Here is an 18,188-nt window from a genome sequence, read left to right as displayed (position 1 = left end):
CACGCCCTCTCAAAGCTCCCTTCCAATCAAGCGGTCCACCGAGAACCGCCCTCCGCCGCGAAACGAAATGTGCAGGGCAACGAGGCCCAGCAGGAACGGGTACTCCATGCCTCGATCGATCCAGGCCCATTTGGGGTAATGGATCAGGCAGATCATCGCCATCTGCACGGCGATCATGGGTGCGATGAGCCGGGTGAAGAACCCTGCCGCGAGCATGACGGCCCCGAACGTTTCCAGGTACATCACAAAATACCCGAACAGTATCGGGGCTGGAAGATGCAGCGAATTCGTGATGAAGTTCACGGAGCTCGCGAACGGATTGGCCATGGCGCCGTGGGACTCGCCGAGCAGTTTTGGCAGCCCGTGCGTGAGCAGGATCAATCCGAAGGCAACGCGCAGAAGCGCATAGGAAACCGGATTTGAGATCTCGTAGAAATTGCGCAAGGCCGGCAACAGCAGGGATGGGGACTCCTGCCGCTGGGCCCTGCCGGTCATCGCATCACTCGTCATGGTCGGTCTCCCTCTCATGATAGGGAGATTAGACGGTCACGCGCGCCGGATAACCTCGTGCAGCCTGGCTTCACTCTTCGGTCGGGGCGAACAATGTGCCCGATCGCGTTGACGGGAACGTCGTTCGTTCCCGAGAGTTCATCAACTCAACATCACCGCACGCCCGTGCCTTTGCAGCGCTGACACTTCACTACCTTGTCGCCCTTCTTGAGCAAACCTTTGCCCTCACAGTTTTTGCATTTCTGCTTCTTCTTGATGTTCGGGCCTTTTTCACTCGTCATGAAATTCTCCTGCCGCTGGAGGGCGGTCAACGTTCTTGTGCGCCAGCTCGGCGAAACAGACAAGCGGTGCCAGGCAAGCGGTACCGGGCAAGCGGCGCCAGGCAAGTCCTGCACTATGCCGGCTTCGGCACCACCAATACGGGCACGCTTCCGTTCACCAGGACCTCGGATGTCTGGCTGCCCAAAAACAGCTTCCTGAGACCGCGACGCCCGTGAGTGGCCATGACGATCAAGTCGCAGCCCCTGGACTTTGCCGTTTCAATGATCGCAGTGGCCGGGTGCGCATTCGGAACATGCAGGAGTTCTGCCGGCTTGCCGATCTGCTCCGACATGGCGCGAGCTTCATCGAGCACTTTGCCCGCACGGGCCTTGCAGGCTGCGTCATAGCTATCAACCTCGTCCTGCGTCGGAATCCATCCCGAGTCGTGTCCGCCGCCATAGTCGACCGGCAGCGCTTCCGTCACGGTGATGATTGTCAGCCTGGCGTTCAAGGCCTTCGCCAAGGCAATGCCATGCTCAACGCCTTTTTTCGCGACGTCCGATCCATCCGTGCTCAAGAGAATATTGGCGTACATGCGGTGGCTCCCTTGCTCGTCGAACAAAGTGATGCCCGGCTAATATGGTCCGATACCCGCCGTGGGTCCATGCGCCTTTTTCGGCCTCGGTCTCACTGCCATAGCCTCGAAGGGCTGGCCTCGCACGACGAGTTTCAAAAGGTAGACCGTCCTCTCTTACCCCGGAAACGGCCTGGGATGTGCCGCAACAAGCTTGATCAAGTCAGCCTGGCGGCGCACGCCGGTCTTTCCGAAGATATTCTGGAGATGAGTTTTCACGGTGGACTCGCTGACGCCAAGCGCCTCCGCTATCTCAGATACTCCGCTTACTTTCAGCACCGCATCAAGGACCCGCACTTCGCTCGGCGTGAGTTGAAATTGTCGCGCCGCCACTTCGGTCGGATAAGGCGCCGCCATTGATACCTTTCGGACGAAGACGGCAGCGACCGCAGTGTGTCGGCCCCCGGCTTGTTGGCGGGCCCCCGAGGTCAGTGGCAGGATATCAGCGACCCAATTCTGGCCAGGCTGACTGGACAGCGGAATGGCAACACCATTCGCGCCGACAGCGCCATCGCCACCGCTCGCGGCGGCGATAACATTCCGCAATAGCTGTGCCGCCTGTGGGTCCACGGCGATCAAATTATTGTTGACGGTTCTCAAAATCGTCGCATCATCGAGCAGCGCTTGCGCGGCTATGTTGGAGAATGCAATATGACAATGATCGTCCAACAGAAAAACGCCAGCGTCGAGCCGGTTGAGCGCATCTGAGAGACTTCCGGCCTTTGTCTTTTGAAGGTCGATGACATTGCCGATCAACACCGCGCGGCGCACGTGAGGAACCAGCAGACTCATGCGCTGCCGCATATTGTCGTCGGCAAGCCCTTGGCGCTCGTTTCGGAATACCCCGAACTGAGCGAAGCTCGTTGCGGATTTGTCGAGCGTGGCAGCCAGATGATCGGCCCAACCGTTCGGCTTGACCCACTCCTTATAGAAAGTCGTCTCGACGAACTCGCTGTAGGGCAAAACGTTGGTCGTGCTGTAAATCTCCTCGACCTTGAAAAAAAATTGAGCCGTCAAACTCGGATCGAAACGGATATACTTGTTGAAATAAGCGTCCACGCTGGACGGTTCAACATTGTAAACGTAGTGAAGTTCACCCTGAACGGTGATGTCCTTCCAGTAAATTCCAGCCGCAGTTCCGCCGATGAAGTGCGTCGCCTGCTCGAGCGCTCCGACCCACAAGCTGGAATCGAGCGCTGCGTCGTAGATATCTCCGATCAGCTGCGACAAAAGTTCCGAATCGACCATTCCCAATACCGCTCATTCGATTGACCACGATATTGATGCAACTGAGCAAGCGCATCAACCGACCTGTGGGGCACCAATATGCTCTGACACCTGATGGCTTTCAGTGTGTGTATGGCGCGTGTCGAGTGCCTCCCACCTTGGTCGAGCGTTGTAAAGGCGTAGAATATCGCAGACCAGCGTATACTTTGCGCGCCAGTATCGGGTCGAACGGCAAGACGGCATAGCGAACAGGCACTTTGTCGAGTGGAACGGCAAGTATGACGGTGACGGTGCTGGACTGCTTAATTCATAAGCCTTCGAGCCCAGGAACGCGGCCGGACTCATCGAGTGCGCTAGCGCCGTAATTTGGGTGATACGTCATGACATCGGCGTTGACCGGGTTGCGGCGGGCGAGATCGAGCGGAACGGCAAAAATCCGTCGACTTTCGATCGCGGCAGGAACAGAGTGGCTTGCCATGTCTCGGATGTTTGCTTTGACGTCACCGTGTGATCGGTAAGCCGCAATCAGAGTACACGCCAGGCGCTCGGTTTGAGGGCTCGGTTTGCATGACCGCGCTCTGGTGGCAGACATGCGTGATCTATCAGATCTACTCGCGCTCCTTTCAGGACAGCAACGACGACGGCATCGGCGACCTCAAGGGGATCGCGCAGCGGCTCGACTATCTCATCGGCCTTGGGGTCGACGCGATCTGGATCTCGCCGATTTACCCGTCGCCGATGGTCGATTTCGGCTATGACGTTGCCGGCTATTGCGACATCGATCCATGCTTCGGCACTTTGGCGGATTTCGACGATTTGCTGATGCAGGCGCATCGGCGGGGACTCAAGGTCCTGCTCGACTTCGTGCCCAACCACACCTCCGACCAGCATCCATGGTTCGTCGAGAGCCGCGCTGCCCGAGAAAATCAGAAAAGAGACTGGTACATCTGGCGCGATGCTGCCGCGGACGGCGGGCCGCCCAACAACTGGATCAGCGATTTCGGCGGCTCAGCCTGGCAATGGGACGAGATCACCGGGCAATATTACTACCACGCCTTTCTGAAGGAGCAGCCCGACCTCAACTGGCGTCATCCGGATGTGCAGGCGGCGATGGTTGATGTGATGCGGTTCTGGTTCGACCGCGGCGTCGATGGCTTCCGTATCGATGTGCTGTGGCACATGCTGAAGGCGGCAGACTTCCCGGACAATCCGCCCAACCCGGACTATCGGCCCGGCATGGGCGAGATGCACCGCCTGCTGCAACGTCACTCGACAGACCAGCCCGAGGTGCACCACATCGCCGCCGCGATGCGCGACGTCGCCGACAGCTACGGCGCAAGAGGACTGGGCGAGCGGGTTCTGATCGGCGAGATCTACCTGCCGGTCGACCGTCTCATGCACTATTACGGCCGAGAACGCCCGGGCGTGCATCTGCCCTTCAATTTCCAGCTCATCGATATGCCGTGGGATGCGCGCACCCTTGCTGCGGCAATCACCAATTATGAGGCCGCACTTCCGGTCGCCGGCTGGCCAAACTGGGTGCTCGGCAACCACGACCGGCCGCGCGTCGCCACCAGGCTGGGTCAGGCTCAGGCCCGCGTCGCTTCCGTCTTGCTGCTGACGCTGCGCGGCACGCCCACGCTCTATTACGGCGACGAATTGGGGTTGAGCGACGTCACGATCGAACCCTCGCAAGTGAGAGACCCGCGCGAGTTGCGTGAGCCCGGGCTGGGGCTGGGCCGCGATCCCGTGCGCACGCCGATGCCGTGGGATGGCAACGACAATGCGGGTTTCAGCACGGCCGAACCGTGGTTGCCGCTCCATGCCGACTGGCGGACGCGCAACGTGGCGCGGATGATGGAAGATCCTCACTCCATCCTGGCACTTTATCGTCGCTTGCTTGCGCTCAGACGCGATTGTCCGGCTTTGTCGATCGGCGACTTCGTTGTGTTGAATGTCGAAGACGAGATCCTGGTCTACGCGCGCCGGCACGATTCGGAGCGGCTGGTGGTGGCGCTCAACCTCGGGGAACGGCCGCATCTTCTGCAATTGCCGGATTGGGCGCGTGGGAGCCGGCTGCTCCTGTCCACGCGCGAGGATGCGGCGCTGGCCGAAGACGGCGCTCTCCTGTTACGGTCAAATGAAGCCGTCGTGCTCGAGGCTGGATAGCACAAAGAGAAGGATGGTCGTTTGCGCATTGCCATGCTGGCGCCGATCTCCTGGCGTACACCGCCGCGCCACTACGGGCCCTGGGAGCAGGTCACGAGTCTTCTGACCGAGGCGCTGGTGGCGCGCGGCGTCGACGTCACCCTGTTCGCCACGCTGGACAGCAGGACGTCAGCCCGTCTGGATGGAGTCTGCCCGGCGCCCTATTCCGAAGATCCCGCGATCGACGCGAAAGTGTGGGAGATGCTCCACGTCGCCCATGTCTTCGAGCAGGCCGGCGCGTTCGACTTGATTCACAACCAGGCCGATTTCGTCCCGCTCGCTTTCTCGCGGCTGGTCGGGACCCCGATGGTGACGACAATCCACGGCTTCTCGTCGGAACGCATTCTGCCCGCCTACAAGCAATACGAAGATCGCGTCCACTATGTCGCCATCAGCGAGGCCAATCGTCATCCGGACCTGCGCTATGCCGCAACGATCCACCACGGTATCCCGCTGGCAGACTTTCCATTCGATCCGCATGGCGGCGAAGACCTGCTGTTCTTCGGCCGCATTCATCCGGACAAGGGGGCTGCTGAGGCGATCATGGCGGCCCGTCGATCGGGACCGAAACTGGTCATGGCCGGCATCGTCCAGGACCGGACCTACCACGATGAGCAGGTCGCTCCCGCACTCGCGGACGGCTCTGCGGTCTATCTTGGCCCGGTCGGCGGCGCGGCGCGCGCGAAAACCCTCGGGTCCGCGCGCGCGCTGCTCCACCTCATCAATTTCGATGAGCCGTTCGGCCTGTCGGTGGTGGAAGCGCTGGCGTGCGGAACGCCGGTCATTGCCCGCAACCGCGGATCGATGCGTGAGTTGATCGACGACGGCGTGACCGGGTTTCTGATCGACAGTCTCGACGCAGCGGTCGATGCGATCGCGCGCATCGACCAGATCGATCGCGCGGCTTGCCGTGCCGCGGTCTCTGCGCGCTTTACGGTGGACCGCATGGCGGATCGATATTTGGCCTTGTACCGATCGATCCTGGGCTGAGAGGCGGAAGAGAGAATGTTGGCGGACATGGTCCAACTAAACTTTTGTTCACGTTGGATGCAGGCAAGCGGATCTGGCGCAGCTCTCTGTCTCGTGACCGCTCAGATGACGTGCGGCGGGCATATCGGGCACTACTTCGTGATCTGGTAACAAGCGTGCGGCAGCGGACGTCTAAGGTGATGTATCGGATCTCTTGCCTCGCGGGAGATCACCCAATCGAAAGGAACCGCCACCATGATCACATCTCAACGTCCCATCGGATCAGTCCTGTCCAGGGCCTTGCTGGCCGGACTGGTCGTCACCGCAATCTTTACGACGCCGCTCCAGGCGCATGAGAACCGTACCGGCGATCGGCACGCCGAACAGAGCGTGGGGTCGAGCATCCCTCGCATCGAGGGCGAGCGGTCGATCGCTGCGCCGGCCCACCACGCATTTGCGCCGGTGCCCTCGGAGCAACCGGATGGCGTTTGCGACCACGGGGATAACCCGATGGTATGCTGAGAAGCGGAGCTAGCCGCATGACGGTGACAGTGCACTTAGTTCACGCGTCTTCGCACCCTCGAAAGCGGCTGAGCCATTGAATGCACTGGAACCGCAATCTCGATATTGATGAAGTTTAACCCGGTCACACGCCGGGCGGTCCTTGAGCCATATCGATCACGTGGCGGTCCGATCCTACGGTGATCACCACAGTATAGGTCTTTTGCGCACCGCCCTGATCAGTGGGCGGCGCGAGGTGCAGTTGGCCTCCGTACCATTCGCCGGGCAGAAGCGTATTGTCCTTGATCACCGCTTGCTCGAGCACAGCCATGTTGCGTTGACCTGTTTCAATCGTCGCGGAAATCATCGATGGAATAGTGTCGGTGATTTGCCCGACCTGTCAAAACGTTTTGCAGGATTTAGCCCAAAGGCATCCATGCCGGCGCCCCCCATCAGGCGTCAGCCTGCATGGTTAGCCATCAGGTTTTGTCGGAGCCTTACCTTGTCGATCTTGCCAAGCGAGGTGAGTGGCAACTCGGTAACGATTTGAATGCGCTTCGGCGTGTGAATCGCTCCCTTCAATGCTTTGACATGAGCGATGATCGTTTCCTTTGAGATGTCGGATCCAGGATCCACGATGACGGCAGCCGCGACCGTTTCGCCCCAGTAATTGTCCGGTAGTCCAACCACGGCCGCCATTTTTACTCCCGGACAGTTCGTCAGCGCATCTTCCACTTCTCGCGGATAGACATTGAAGCCGCCGGAGATAATGAGGTCTTTCTTGCGATCGACGATGAACATGTACCCGCGTTCATCCATGCGTGCGATGTCGCCGGTATGTACCCATCCGTCTCGAAGTGTTTCGGCTGAGAGTTCGGGCTGACGCCAGTAGAAATCCATCGCCGCCGGAGTGCGAGCGCATATCTCGCCGGGCTCGCCAACCGGGACCTCTTGACCTGCGCTGTCCAAAAGCCGCACTTCGCAGTTCGCCACCGGCAACCCGCAAGACGTCAAGAGCTCCGGGACCAAGTGATCTTGGCGCCGGAGCACTGAAATCGGGTAGCACTCGGTTTGACCGTATCCCTGTGAGAGAATCGGTCCCAACCGATCGATCGCCTGCTGCAGCCTTTGTGGCGACGCCGGTGCCGCACCATAATAGATGCACTGAAGCGACCTGATATCATTCCGGGCGAGTTCGAGATGGTCCAGCAAGGCGTACAGCATTGTCGGCACCAGGAATGTTATGTTGATCCGTCCCTTTTCAATCGCATTGAAAACTCGGTCGGGTTCGAACTTCGATACCGTATGAACGGTTCCACCTCGACGCCAGGTCGGAAGTAGCATCGTTCCACCTGCATGACTGTTCGGGGCGATAGCCAGATAGTGAGGGAGCTCAGGCAATTCGATATCGGCGAGAACGCTCACGCACGCGAAGGCGACTGCGTTTCGATTCGACCGAACGGCGCCTTTGCTTCGACCAGTCGTGCCGCCGGTATAGTGGACAAGTGCGATATCATCGGGCTCTGCCAGATCGACCGCCGTCGCCGCGCCGCTATCCGCAGCGAGTTGCAGCAGGTTGGGGGCGGCGTCGAAAGAGCCCAGCGAGAATAGCTTGACCGCGCTCCCGCATTTGGAAGCCAAGTCTCTGCCGCGCTCGGCGTGCGACGCAGCGGAGATGACGATAGCGGCTGATTCACTGTCCTCCACCTGGAAGGAATGGTCCGCAAGTGAGCCCTTGGGATGTAGCCATGTGACGCTTAGCCCCAACCCTTGAGCTGCGACGGCGGTGCACCAGCTCTCGGCCGAATTCTCGGAGAGCAGGGCTACGCGTTCGCCTCGCTTGAGGCCACCGCGCGAAAACACCGACTGAATGCGTCCGATCAAGTCGACTGCCCCAGCATAGCTGAGGGTCCCCACTTCGGAGCAAAACGCAATCCGGTCGGGATATCGGCGGAGGGCGCGAAGTGTCTGTCCGGCGATGGTAAGGCCGCTGTGGATCGACAAGTTCATCCTCCCTTATTTGCCTTTTCCGGCTATAAAGTTACTTCAAAGTAAAAACGCTGCCAGACCTTTGCGATACACGGAATCAGTGCACGGCCTGTGGTTCTAGCGTCAGGTTTGGTTCGAACGCGCCTTTATGGACTCTTGCAGATAGTCGGCGAACCGATCCGCCATTTCTTGCCCGTTGAAGGTGCCATCCGGTCGAAACCAGCGGGTCATCCAGTTCACCGATCCCATGAAGAAAAAGACGGTGAGCTTGGGATCAACTTTACGGATGGACCCGTCTTCGACACCCTTGGCAATAAGGCTACGGAAACGACGATCAAAGCGGTTTCGGCCGGCCACGATCGTCTTCTTGTTTTCGGGCTGGAGGGCATCAAACTCCATCAACACCGCGGATGCGCCAAATTCGCCCGTGAGGAGCTCGACGTACCGGCGTGCGAGCGCCACCACCCGATCGAGCCCGCAGCCGGGCAGGCTCTCCGCGAAGGTCATCGCCTGAGTACCGAGTTCGTTCGAAATCAGGTGGCAGGCGTAAAGGATCTCTTCCTTGTTCTTGACGTAGTAGTAAAGAGCCGGCTTGGTGACGCCGAGTTCTGCCGCAATGTCGTCGAGCGAGGTGTTATAGAAGCCCCGCGCACTAAAGGCTCTGGCCGCCTTCCGGATCAGAGCAGCCCGCTTTGCCGCGAACTGCTCGTCGCGACTCTGGCCGGCGTCTTTCCATGCGTCGGCCTTCCGAGGTCGTGCTGGCAATGTTGTCTCCCTTCGTCCCGCGATTACCAGAACCGGCAGACTTAAACAATCAGCTCGGGGTTCGATCCGGTGCATATCGGAGCTCCTCACGAGGAAACGGCGTACCCTCCGTTGACCGGATAGGTCTGGCCGGTGATCCAACTCGCCGCATCAGAACTCAGGAAGAGGATCATATTGGCGGCGTCGGTCGGTTCACCGAGACGGCGGATCAAGTAGCTCTTTAACATTCGGGCAACCGCTTCATCGCTGATGAGACCGGCTACTCCAGGCGTACGGATTCCCGACAATGCAACGCAATTCGCGGTGACGTCCGACCGTCCGACGGCCTTGGCAAGCGCTCTCATGAAGCCGGCCGCTCCCGCCTTTGCGCCGGAATAGACCGCAAGGTGCGGTTCGCCCACGCGGCCCGCATCCGAAATCACCGTGGTTATCCGTCCGTATCGTCGCGACATCATATTCGGCAATGCTGCCTTGCAACAGTTCAACACGCCGTAGAAATTGGTACCGAGCCACGTAGCCCAGTCGTGTGGGCCGGTCTCCCAAAACGGCTTGATGTCGGCAACATCCCGGGTCGGTCCGGCATTGCCCGCATTGTTGATCAGGACATCGACGGGACCGAAAGCCTCCTGGGCCTTCGCGAACATCTGCTCGACCGATTCGAGTGAAGTGACATCCGCCTGAACGGCGGTAGCGGACCCACCAATAGCGCGAATTTCCTCGGCGACGGCCAGCGCCCGATCCAAATGGAAATCGTTGACCACCACGCCGCCGGCGCCGTTGGAAGCCAGGTGCAGCGCGGCCTGCCGACCCACCCCTTGCCCTGCGCCGGTGACGAGCGCGACGCGTCCCTTGAGGTCGAGAATGTTGGTCATCAGGCATGCTCCTTTGGCGCTATTGACTTTTAGTACAATCTTTTTACTCTGAAGTAAATAGCGGGAGCGTTGAATGAAAGAACTGTCCATTGAACGACGCGATGCGGCTGCGTGGTTCACGCTGAATCGCCCTAAGGAGTTGAACAGCCTGTGCCCGGACTTGTTGAAGGCCCTGGACATTGGCCTCGCCGATATGCTGGCGGATCAATCCGTCCGGACGATCGTCTTCACGGGTGCTGGTCGGGCCTTTTGCGCAGGCGCCGACCTCAAATTCCTTGAAACACTGCCTGATCACGAGCGTGACGAAGCAACCGCGGCGTTCCTTCTGACCGCGACGACTCTCATGTCGAGAATTGCGGCAAGTCCGAAGCCGACGATCGCTGCGGTCAACGGCGCCGCCGTCGGTGGTGGTCTGGAATTGCTGTTAGCCTGCGACATCATCGTCGCGGCGCGTGGAGCACCGATCGGCGATGGTCACGCCAACTACGGTCTTCTGCCGGGCGCTGGTAGCAGCATTCGCTTGCCTCGTCGGATCGGCATGGCACGAGCGAAACAACTCCTGTTCACAGGCGAGCTGTTGCCTGCCGAACGACTGGCAGAGTTCGGTCTCGTCAACGAGGTCGTCGAGGCCGCGGAACTTCATGCGCGCGCCGATGCCATCGCCACGGCCATTGCGGCCAAAAGCCCAATCGGGCTCGCACGGGTGAAGCAGATCGTCGCCCACGCCTTCGACATGTCCGAGTCGGCCGGCCTCGCGCTGGAACAGGCGCTAAGCAATCTCCACACGACAAGCTTCGACCGAAGCGAAGGTTTGGCGGCGTTCCGCGAACGCCGCAAGCCGAACTTCCTCGGCCGATGACGATCACTCCAGGGAGCACGTCTCATGAATGAAGAAGTCTTTGTCGTCGGCGTCGGTATGACACGCTTCGGCCGCTGGTTGGATCGGTCTCTGAAATCGCTTGTGACCGAAGCCGTTCTGCAGGCAATTAAAGATGCGAACTGTCGAGCCGCCGATATCGAGGCCGCATTCTTCTCGAATACGACCCAGTCGATCATCGAGGGGCAGCATCTGATTCGTGGCCAGATCGCGTTGCGAGAGATTGGAATCGAGTCCATCCCGGTCGTGAACGTCGAAAACGCCTGTGCCAGCGGCTCTACCGCATTCTATCAGGCGATGAACCATCTTCGCGCCGGTGCCGCCGATATCGCGCTCGTGGTCGGCGCGGAGAAGATGTACAACGAGGATCGCCTCAAATCCGCTGCCGTTTTCGATGGCGGATGGGACGTCCACCAGTCGAAGGCCATTGCCGAGCGGCTCGCCTCGATCGGGGCCGACTTCCCGACACCGGCGGGGCGTGGGCCCGGGGTAGCAAGCCCGTTCATGGAGTTGTATGCGTCCCTCGCCAAGGGCCACATGAGCAGATTCGGCACGACCGAACGTCAGCTTGCGACAGTCGCCGCCAAGAACCACCGCCATTCCACGTTGAACCCTCTGTCGCAATACCAGAACGACATGAGTGTCGAAGATGTGTTGGCAGGTAAACTCATCGCCTGGCCACTCACGCTGCCGATGTGTTCGCCGATCAGCGACGGTGCAGCGGCAGCGATTCTCTGCACCAAGCGAGCATTGCCGCGATTTTCCGACGCCCGGCCGGTCAGTGTTCTCGGTTGCGCTCTCACCAGCGGATCTTCCCGCGATTGGTCCGATACCGAAGGACACATTTGTCAACGTGCAGCGGACAAGGCGTACGACGAGGCGGGTGTCGGACCGAAGGACGTGTCAGTCGCGGAAGTGCACGACGCGTCCGCATTCGCAGAAATCGTCCAGATCGAGAATCTGAGGTTCTGCGAAATCGGCGAGGGTGGGGCGTTTTCGGAACGTGGTGAGACCGCATTGGGTGGTCGAATTCCGGTAAATCCCTCGGGAGGTCTCGAATCAAAGGGGCACCCGATCGGCGCCACCGGTCTCGGTCAGATCTACGAACTCACACAGCAGCTCCGCGGCGAGGCTGGCGCCCGGCAGGTCGCTGACGCGCGTATCGCGATCGCTGAAAATAGCGGCGGCTTCATCGGCGTTGAAGAGGCTGCCGCTGTTGTCACCATCCTCGGGAGATGACGGATGATCCCCGAGAAACTGCGTCAAAGACTGAAGCTGCCGGTGATGGCCGCACCGCTATTCCTGGTGTCGGGACCAGACCTTGTCGTCGAGGCATGCAAGGCCGGCGTCGTCGGAGCATTTCCGACCCTCAACCAACGAAAGGCGGAAGGGTTTGAAGCGTGGCTCATCGAAATTCGACGCCGTCTGCCCGACGAGAGTTCAGCGCCGTTTGCCCCCATGTTCGGGATTCATCGCACCAATCCGCGCCAAGCTCCCGATTTGGCGCTTGCGATCAAGTACCAGGCCCCCATCGTCGTCACGACGCTTGGCATCACGCGCGAGATTGTCGATGCGATCCACGCCTATGGTGGTCTTGTATTTCACGATGCGACCACCGTCAGACACGCGATCAAGGCGCTGGAAGCGGGAGTCGATGGGATCGTCGCGGTTACGCAGGGCGCCGGTGGCCATGCGGGGACATACAATCCCTTCGCCTTCCTGGCTGAATTGCGGCCCATCGTCGGGAAGAAGACTCTCATCCTCGCCGGCGCGATCAGCAGTGGGCAGGCGATCGCGGGGGCGATCGCCGCGGGGGCCGACATGGTGTCGCTTGGAACGAGGTTCGTCGCCACCGAGGAGAGCATGGCTTCCCGCGGCCAGAAGGAGATGATCGTCTCCTCATGCATCGAAGATATCGTCTTCACGGATGAGATCTCGGGGATGGGAGCGAGTTTCCTCAAGCAAACCATCGAGAAATTCCGTCGACCGGAGAGCGGTCCCGTTCAATTCAACGTGGCCGAGGAAATCAGCCCAAAGGTCTGGAAGGACTATTGGTCCGCCGGTCAGGGCGTGGGGGCGATAACCGAAATCGTGCCGGTCCGCGCCCTCTGTGAGCAGCTTAAGGATGAATACCAAAATGGTGTCGCCCGCCTCATCGGAGCTCAAGTGAGAGGACCTGGCGAGTTCATCGCCCAGCAATAATACGTAATTCGTCACGGGGAGGAATCAACGATGCAAATACGCGTTCTGCTGTCGTCAATCGCGCTTGCGACATTCTTTATGTCGGCGCACGTCCAAGCTGCCGATGATCGCGTCAAAATCGGTGTTCTGACAGATATGAACGGCCCCTATGCAGCGATAACTGGCAAGGGGTCAGTCGCCGCGGCAGAGCTGGCGATCGAGGATTTCGGCGGGAAGGTGCTTGGCAAGCCGGTCGAACTCGTCGTCGCCGACCACATGCAAAAGCCCGACATCGGCGCAAGCATCGCCAGAAAGTGGTACGACAATGAGGGAGTCGATGCCATCTTCGATGGCGCCGGCTCATCCGTTGCTCTGGCGATCCTGGAAATTGCGAAATCACGCAATAAGATCGTTGCATTTTCCGGCGTTGTTTCGCCCGACGTAACCGGAAAGTTGTGTGCCGAAACGATCTCGAGCTGGGCATGGGACACACATGCGATGGTCGCGACCAGCATCAAGTCTCTGATGAAGTCCGGCGGAAAGCGCTTCTTCTTTCTGACTCTCGACGCTGCCGCAGGTCGCGCGTTGGAGGCGGACGCGACCAAGATCATCGAAGCGGACGGTGGATCCGTCGTAGGCTCCGTGAAACACCCGATCAATACTGCGGATTTCTCCTCGTTTCTTTTGCAGGCTCAGGGAGCCAAGCCTGATGTTATCGTGCTGGCCAACGCCGGTGCTGATGTCGTCACTTCGCTCAAGCAGGCAGCCGAATTTGGCCTTACATCAGGGCCCAATGCGATCAAGGTGGCGGGTCTGCTTGCCATGATCAACGACATTGAAGCGCTGGGTCTCGAGTTTGCGCACGGCGTCGTCGTCTCGGAATCATTCTACTGGGACATGAATGATGCCACCCGAGCCTGGACAAAACGGTTCAGGGAACGCACAGGGGCGGCGCCGAACATGCTCCAGGCGGCGGTTTACAGCTCGGTGCTTCACTATCTGAAGGCGGTCGAAAGCGTCGGCAAGACCGAGGGGATTCCCGTTGCCGCGTCAATGAAGGCGGCCCCAATCAACGACATATATTCAAAGGACGTCCGCCTGCGCGCCGATGGACGGGCGGTTCGCGACTTCCATCTGTTTGAAGTGAAGAGCAAGTTGGAGTCGAAGGGTTCATGGGACGACTACAAGCTGCTTCAGACGTTGCCGGGAGAAGAAGCGTTTCCGGCCTCGGCCAGTGCTTGCGTGCTGCTGAGGTAAGGCGCTTCGGAGAACGTCGCATGCCGAGCTAAAAGCCATTGATCCGCTGGTGGGCCCGGCAGGACTCGAACCTGCAACCAGACCGTTATGAGCGGCCGGCTCTAACCATTGAGCTACAGGCCCCGCCGCGAGACGGCCGCGGGATCGCGCGGCCGGCAACGGTGCGCGGTTCGTTTACAGGGATGGAGGCGGGGGTGCAATGCTCGGCCTGGTGGCGGAAACGCCGGCGCAGCAAGGCCTGATATTTTTAAATACCCGAAATTGGCGATGATCCACTTATAGTCCTGTTTTGCCCGACGGGTCAAACCGCCCCCCGCCAAGGCTTGTTTTCCGATTCTGTAACCCCTTGTGATCGCTTGCTGTTTCTACTGTGCATGGGGTTGTTTTCGACGTTTTTGATGGGAGGGGGCCTTCCGATCCCCTCCGATGTCTCGCTGGCGAGCTGCAAGCTCGCGGCAGGTTGCCCCTAGTCCACCGAGACCCCGGCGAACTCCACCACCTTGCGCCACTTCTCGGTCTCGTCCGCGACCAGCTTGCCGAACTCGGCGGGTGTCATCGGCTTGGGGATGCCGCCGGTCTCGGCGAGGCGCGCCACCAGCTTCGGGTCCTTCAGCGCCTCGTTGACGGCGTTGTTGAGGAGCTCGACGATCTCGCCCGGCGTGCCCTTTGGCGCGGAGATGCCGTAGAAGCCGACCGATTCGAATCCCGGCACGGTCTCGGCGATCGCGGGCACGTCGGGTACGATCGGCCAGCGCTGCGGCGAGGTCACCCCTAACGCGCGGACAGTGCCGCCCTTCGCCTGCTCGAGCGCGGAGGGAAGGTTGTCGAAGATCAGCTGCACCTTGTTGGAGATGATGTCGGGGAAGGCGATGGCCGAGCCGCGATAGGGCACGTGCACCATGTCGCATTTGGTCATCGCCTTGAACAGCTCCGCCGACATGTGCACCGAGGTGCCGTTGCCGGACGAGGCGAACGAGATCTTGCCGGGATTGGCCTTGCAGTAGTCGATGAACTCCTGAACCGTCTTCACCGGCATCGCGTTGGAGACGACCAGCATGTTGGTGAGCTGCATGATGCTCGCCACTGGCACGGTGTCGCGCAGAAAATCGTAAGGCAGCTTCTTGTAGAGCGAAGTCGAGATCGCGTTGTTGGGCGCGACGAACAGCAGCGTATAGCCGTCGGGGGCTGCGTTGATCGCAGCCGCAGCCGCGATGTTGCCGCCGGAGCCGGCGCGGTTCTCGACGATGAATTGCTGGCCAAAACGGTCCGACAGCCACTGCGCCATGATCCGCGCCACGATGTCGACCGGACCGCCGGCGGCGAAGCCGATCATCCAGTGCACGGGGCGGTTGGGGTAGTCGGCGGCGGAGGCGCAAGGCGCGGCGCTGAACAGGCCTGAGATGATCGCGAGCCCAAAAACACTGTTACGCAAAATTCGCAACATGACGCCTCCCATTGCTTTATTATCGTTGCTTGCATGCTTTCACAAAAACCGTCCGCTGCCTACATCGTCGGAAGTCGATGTTGACGCGGGCGGGCCGGGACTCAATCAATGAAATTTGCTTCGATCATCCTTCTCGGCGCGGCGCTGCTCGCAAATCCCCTAGCGAGCCCCGCCGCCGCTCAAACCGGAGGCAACGCCATTCCGACCACGACAATCAGCTTGGGCACCGCGACGCCCGGCGGCGGTTTCCCGCTCTATGGCAACGCCTTCGCGGAGGTGATGAATGCGGCAGATAGCACGCTCACCATCGTCCCGCGCAACACCAAGGGCAGCAACGAGAACATTCCGCTCCTGGAGAAGGGCGAGCTCGATCTCGCGCTGGTCGCGGGCGAGCCTGCTTATGAAGCTTTTGCCGGCATCGGCCGTGCGCCGGTGCGGCTGAAGATTTTGACCGCGATCTATTCCAATCCCGGCATGTTCGTGGTGCGCGCCGACAGTCCCTACAAGACCATTCGCGATCTCGTCGGTCAGCCGGTCGCGTTCGGCGCAAAAGGCTCGGGCCTGCCGATCCTGGCGCGCTATGTGCTCGACGGGCTCGGCCTGAAGCAGGACGAGGACTTCAAGGCGATCTATCTCGATCGCGCCGGCGACGGCCCCGCGATGGTCGAGGACGGCCGTGTCGCAGCACTCTGGGGCGCCGGCATCGGTTGGCCCGGCTTTGCGGCGGTGGCATCAAGTCCATCGGGCGCGCGCTTCATCGCGCCAAGCACCGAGGAGATCGCGCGCATCCGCGCCAAGCATTCGTTCCTGAAGCCGCTCACGGTGCCGGCCGGCTCTTACCCGAAGCAGTCCGAGCCGATCGCCTCGCTCGGCTCGTGGAGCTTTGTGCTGACGCGCGAGGATCTGCCGGACGATGTCGCCTATCGGCTGGCGAAGACGCTGCACGGTGCGGAAGCTGTTTTCTGCAAGAAGCTCGCGCAGGCCTGCGAGACCACCGCCGCGAACACGGTCGCGGCGGCGCCCAAGCCAGAGCTGATTCATCCCGGCGTGATGAAGTATTTTCGCGAGATCGGCGTGGTGAAGTAGCGGGCTCTTACTTCCCTTCTCCCCTTGCGGGAGAAGGTGGCGCGAAGCGCCGGATGAGGGGTTGCCTCCGCAAGTTCAGTACGAGTTGTATTCGCGGAGACAACCCCTCACCCGGCTGCGCTTCGCGCATCCACCCTCTCCCGCAAGGGGAGAGGGGGCACCGTCAGCGCGGCTAGGCCGTCACTTCTTCACCATCGAACACGCCGGGTCCGGCGGACCAAACGCCTTGTCGCCGGAGATCGTCGTGAGGATCTTGTAATAGTCCCACGGATATTTGCTCTCTTCCGGCGTCTTCACCTGCACCAGCCAGAGATCGTGCACCATCAGATTGTCCTCGCGCAGTTTACCGTTGCGGGCGAAGAAATCCTCGATCGGCTTCTCGCGCATTTTCGCCGCGACCTTGAGCGGATCGTCGGTGCCGGTCTCCTTGATGGCGTTGAGATAGTGCATCACGCTTGAATAGACGCCGGCCTGCCACATCGACGGCATCTTGTTCATCTTGGCGAAATAGCGCTTCGACCATTCGCGCGTCTTGTCATCCATGTCCCAGTAGAACGACGTCGTCAGCAACAGCCCTTGGGCTGCCTGGAGACCGAGGCCGTGGATGTCGGTGATCAGCGCCAGCAGCGCCGCCATCTGCTGGCCGCCCTTGAACACGCCGAACTCCGAGCCGGTCTTGATCTCGTTCATGTTGTTCGGAGGACCCGCGGCAATGCCGATGATCTTGGCCTTGGAGGCCTGCGCCTGCAGCACGAAGGAGGAGAGGTCGGGCGTCGCCAAGGGCGGCCGCACCGAGCCCAGCACCTTGCCGCCATTGGCGGTGATGACGCTGGAGGCATCACGCTCCAGCGAATGGCCGAAGGCGTAGTCGTCGGTGATGAAGAACCAGCTGTCGCCGCCGCGCTTGACCACCGCATCCGCGGTGCCGACCGCGAGCGCGCGGGTGTCGAATACCCACTGGATCGCATAGGGCGAGCAGAATTTTCCGTGGAAATCGGCGGTGCCGGTGGAGTGGGTGATGAACAGCCGCTTCTTCTCGTTGGCCACGTTCTGCACCGCGAGCCCGACCGCCGAGACCGGCACGTCGACGATCAAATCGACCTGATCGACGTCATACCAGCGCCGCGCGATGCCGCCGCCGATATCGGCCTTGAGCTGGTGGTCGCCGATCACGATGCTGATCGGCTTGCCGAGCACGGTGCCGCCGAAATCGTCGATCGCCATCTGCGCCGCCGTCACCGAGCCCTGGCCGGTCGGCGCGGAGGCCGGGCCGTTCATGTCGGTGAGCACGCCGATCTTGACGACGTCGTCCGAAACCTGCGCCATTGCGGCGCCCGACATCAGCGTCGCCGCTAACGCGGCAGCGACCGGCAGTCCAAATCTCATTGGATTCACGCTTGTCCTCCC

Annotated in this window: 17 protein-coding genes and 1 tRNA gene; 7 read left to right on the top strand and 11 right to left on the bottom strand. The window is 60.6% G+C overall.

All coding sequences use genetic code 11. The annotated features are described in order from the left end of the window. Window positions 1–9: 9 nt before the first annotated feature. The 4 genes from UB31_RS36605 to UB31_RS36595 form a co-directional block, all read right to left on the bottom strand. Window positions 10–510, bottom strand: coding sequence for a DoxX family protein (locus UB31_RS36605; RefSeq protein WP_245306130.1), 501 nt, complete (start codon window positions 508–510; stop codon window positions 10–12). A 152-nt stretch (window positions 511–662) separates the two neighbouring features. After that, window positions 663–791: a hypothetical protein gene (locus UB31_RS42910; protein WP_007600646.1), complete on the bottom strand. Its 129-nt coding sequence runs from the start codon at window positions 789–791 to the stop codon at window positions 663–665. A gap of 113 nt (window positions 792–904) precedes the next feature. Then, a complete protein-coding gene (locus tag UB31_RS36600; RefSeq protein ID WP_044999689.1) occupies window positions 905–1,366 on the bottom strand; it encodes a universal stress protein in 462 nt (153 codons plus the stop codon). 156 nt (window positions 1,367–1,522) lie between these two features. Then, window positions 1,523–2,653: a helix-turn-helix transcriptional regulator gene (locus UB31_RS36595; RefSeq protein WP_045014380.1), complete on the bottom strand. Its 1,131-nt coding sequence runs from the start codon at window positions 2,651–2,653 to the stop codon at window positions 1,523–1,525. A gap of 546 nt (window positions 2,654–3,199) precedes the next feature. On the opposite strand from UB31_RS36595, the gene UB31_RS41910 reads away from it, so the two are divergent. Then, window positions 3,200–4,801: an alpha-amylase family glycosyl hydrolase gene (locus UB31_RS41910; protein WP_045014379.1), complete on the top strand. Its 1,602-nt coding sequence runs from the start codon at window positions 3,200–3,202 to the stop codon at window positions 4,799–4,801. Between the two features lie 33 nt (window positions 4,802–4,834). Further along, window positions 4,835–5,830, top strand: coding sequence for a glycosyltransferase family 4 protein (locus UB31_RS41905; RefSeq protein WP_197090904.1), 996 nt, complete (start codon window positions 4,835–4,837; stop codon window positions 5,828–5,830). 625 nt (window positions 5,831–6,455) lie between these two features. Here UB31_RS41905 and UB31_RS36575 read toward each other — a convergent pair. From UB31_RS36575 to UB31_RS36560, 4 genes are all read right to left on the bottom strand, one after another. Continuing rightward, window positions 6,456–6,677 carry a hypothetical protein gene (locus tag UB31_RS36575; protein ID WP_156175729.1) on the bottom strand — a complete coding sequence of 74 codons (222 nt, stop codon included), beginning with the start codon at window positions 6,675–6,677 and terminating at the stop codon, window positions 6,456–6,458. 92 nt (window positions 6,678–6,769) lie between these two features. Further along, the gene (locus UB31_RS36570; protein WP_044999681.1) at window positions 6,770–8,320 is read right to left on the bottom strand and encodes an AMP-binding protein; all 1,551 of its coding nucleotides are present in this window, start codon (window positions 8,318–8,320) and stop codon (window positions 6,770–6,772) included. Window positions 8,321–8,422: 102 nt separating this feature from the next. After that, entirely contained in the window at window positions 8,423–9,139 is a 717-nt protein-coding gene (locus UB31_RS36565; protein WP_082081192.1) for a TetR/AcrR family transcriptional regulator, read from the bottom strand. Between the two features lie 11 nt (window positions 9,140–9,150). After that, window positions 9,151–9,936 (bottom strand): SDR family NAD(P)-dependent oxidoreductase, encoded by a 786-nt coding sequence (locus UB31_RS36560; RefSeq protein WP_044999680.1) that lies wholly within the window; start codon window positions 9,934–9,936, stop codon window positions 9,151–9,153. Between the two features lie 73 nt (window positions 9,937–10,009). On the opposite strand from UB31_RS36560, the gene UB31_RS36555 reads away from it, so the two are divergent. From UB31_RS36555 to UB31_RS36540, 4 genes are read left to right on the top strand one after another with little or no spacing between them, the layout of a single operon-like run. Continuing rightward, window positions 10,010–10,795, top strand: coding sequence for an enoyl-CoA hydratase/isomerase family protein (locus UB31_RS36555; RefSeq protein WP_044999678.1), 786 nt, complete (start codon window positions 10,010–10,012; stop codon window positions 10,793–10,795). A gap of 24 nt (window positions 10,796–10,819) precedes the next feature. Next, window positions 10,820–12,052: a thiolase family protein gene (locus UB31_RS36550; RefSeq protein ID WP_045014375.1), complete on the top strand. Its 1,233-nt coding sequence runs from the start codon at window positions 10,820–10,822 to the stop codon at window positions 12,050–12,052. A 3-nt stretch (window positions 12,053–12,055) separates the two neighbouring features. Beyond that, window positions 12,056–13,015, top strand: coding sequence for an NAD(P)H-dependent flavin oxidoreductase (locus UB31_RS36545; RefSeq protein ID WP_045014374.1), 960 nt, complete (start codon window positions 12,056–12,058; stop codon window positions 13,013–13,015). 30 nt (window positions 13,016–13,045) lie between these two features. Further along, window positions 13,046–14,251, top strand: coding sequence for an ABC transporter substrate-binding protein (locus UB31_RS36540; protein ID WP_045014373.1), 1,206 nt, complete (start codon window positions 13,046–13,048; stop codon window positions 14,249–14,251). Between the two features lie 47 nt (window positions 14,252–14,298). Here the strand turns inward: UB31_RS36540 and UB31_RS36535 are convergent. Together UB31_RS36535 and UB31_RS36530 are read right to left on the bottom strand one after the other, a co-directional pair. Continuing rightward, window positions 14,299–14,374, bottom strand: a tRNA-Ile gene (locus UB31_RS36535). Between the two features lie 343 nt (window positions 14,375–14,717). Further along, on the bottom strand, window positions 14,718–15,695 hold the full coding sequence (locus UB31_RS36530) for a Bug family tripartite tricarboxylate transporter substrate binding protein (RefSeq protein ID WP_045014437.1): 978 nt from the start codon (window positions 15,693–15,695) through the stop codon (window positions 14,718–14,720). A 108-nt stretch (window positions 15,696–15,803) separates the two neighbouring features. Here UB31_RS36530 and UB31_RS36525 point away from each other — a divergent pair, with 108 nt between their 5' ends. Continuing rightward, the gene (locus UB31_RS36525) at window positions 15,804–16,781 is read left to right on the top strand and encodes a TAXI family TRAP transporter solute-binding subunit (protein WP_045014372.1); all 978 of its coding nucleotides are present in this window, start codon (window positions 15,804–15,806) and stop codon (window positions 16,779–16,781) included. Window positions 16,782–16,961: 180 nt separating this feature from the next. Here UB31_RS36525 and UB31_RS36520 read toward each other — a convergent pair whose 3' ends face one another. Beyond that, window positions 16,962–18,176 carry an ABC transporter substrate-binding protein gene (locus UB31_RS36520; protein ID WP_044999644.1) on the bottom strand — a complete coding sequence of 405 codons (1,215 nt, stop codon included), beginning with the start codon at window positions 18,174–18,176 and terminating at the stop codon, window positions 16,962–16,964. Between the last annotated feature and the right edge of the window lie 12 nt (window positions 18,177–18,188).

Origin of the sequence: Bradyrhizobium sp. LTSP849 (assembly GCF_000938255.1) — a bacterium.
Taxonomy (GTDB): Bacteria; Pseudomonadota; Alphaproteobacteria; order Rhizobiales; family Xanthobacteraceae; genus Bradyrhizobium.
The sequence above is the reverse complement of the archived record's forward strand: the minus strand, read 5'-3'. Positions and strand labels throughout refer to the sequence as shown.

What these genes read in the sequence shown, in the direction of transcription:
- UB31_RS36595 (WP_045014380.1), bottom strand. Translation starts at nt 2,653, where the DNA reads ATGGTCGATTCGGAACTTTTGTCGCAGCTGATCGGAGATATCTACGAC.
- UB31_RS36550 (WP_045014375.1), top strand. Translation starts at nt 10,820, where the DNA reads ATGAATGAAGAAGTCTTTGTCGTCGGCGTCGGTATGACACGCTTCGGC.
- UB31_RS36545 (WP_045014374.1), top strand. Translation starts at nt 12,056, where the DNA reads ATGATCCCCGAGAAACTGCGTCAAAGACTGAAGCTGCCGGTGATGGCC.
- UB31_RS36530 (WP_045014437.1), bottom strand. Translation starts at nt 15,695, where the DNA reads ATGTTGCGAATTTTGCGTAACAGTGTTTTTGGGCTCGCGATCATCTCA.
- UB31_RS36600 (WP_044999689.1), bottom strand. Translation starts at nt 1,366, where the DNA reads ATGTACGCCAATATTCTCTTGAGCACGGATGGATCGGACGTCGCGAAA.
- UB31_RS36575 (WP_156175729.1), bottom strand. Translation starts at nt 6,677, where the DNA reads ATGATTTCCGCGACGATTGAAACAGGTCAACGCAACATGGCTGTGCTC.
- UB31_RS41905 (WP_197090904.1), top strand. Translation starts at nt 4,835, where the DNA reads ATGCTGGCGCCGATCTCCTGGCGTACACCGCCGCGCCACTACGGGCCC.
- UB31_RS36570 (WP_044999681.1), bottom strand. Translation starts at nt 8,320, where the DNA reads ATGAACTTGTCGATCCACAGCGGCCTTACCATCGCCGGACAGACACTT.
- UB31_RS36560 (WP_044999680.1), bottom strand. Translation starts at nt 9,936, where the DNA reads ATGACCAACATTCTCGACCTCAAGGGACGCGTCGCGCTCGTCACCGGC.
- UB31_RS36525 (WP_045014372.1), top strand. Translation starts at nt 15,804, where the DNA reads ATGAAATTTGCTTCGATCATCCTTCTCGGCGCGGCGCTGCTCGCAAAT.
- UB31_RS36540 (WP_045014373.1), top strand. Translation starts at nt 13,046, where the DNA reads ATGCAAATACGCGTTCTGCTGTCGTCAATCGCGCTTGCGACATTCTTT.
- UB31_RS41910 (WP_045014379.1), top strand. Translation starts at nt 3,200, where the DNA reads ATGACCGCGCTCTGGTGGCAGACATGCGTGATCTATCAGATCTACTCG.
- UB31_RS36555 (WP_044999678.1), top strand. Translation starts at nt 10,010, where the DNA reads ATGAAAGAACTGTCCATTGAACGACGCGATGCGGCTGCGTGGTTCACG.
- UB31_RS42910 (WP_007600646.1), bottom strand. Translation starts at nt 791, where the DNA reads ATGACGAGTGAAAAAGGCCCGAACATCAAGAAGAAGCAGAAATGCAAA.
- UB31_RS36565 (WP_082081192.1), bottom strand. Translation starts at nt 9,139, where the DNA reads ATGCACCGGATCGAACCCCGAGCTGATTGTTTAAGTCTGCCGGTTCTG.
- UB31_RS36605 (WP_245306130.1), bottom strand. Translation starts at nt 510, where the DNA reads ATGACGAGTGATGCGATGACCGGCAGGGCCCAGCGGCAGGAGTCCCCA.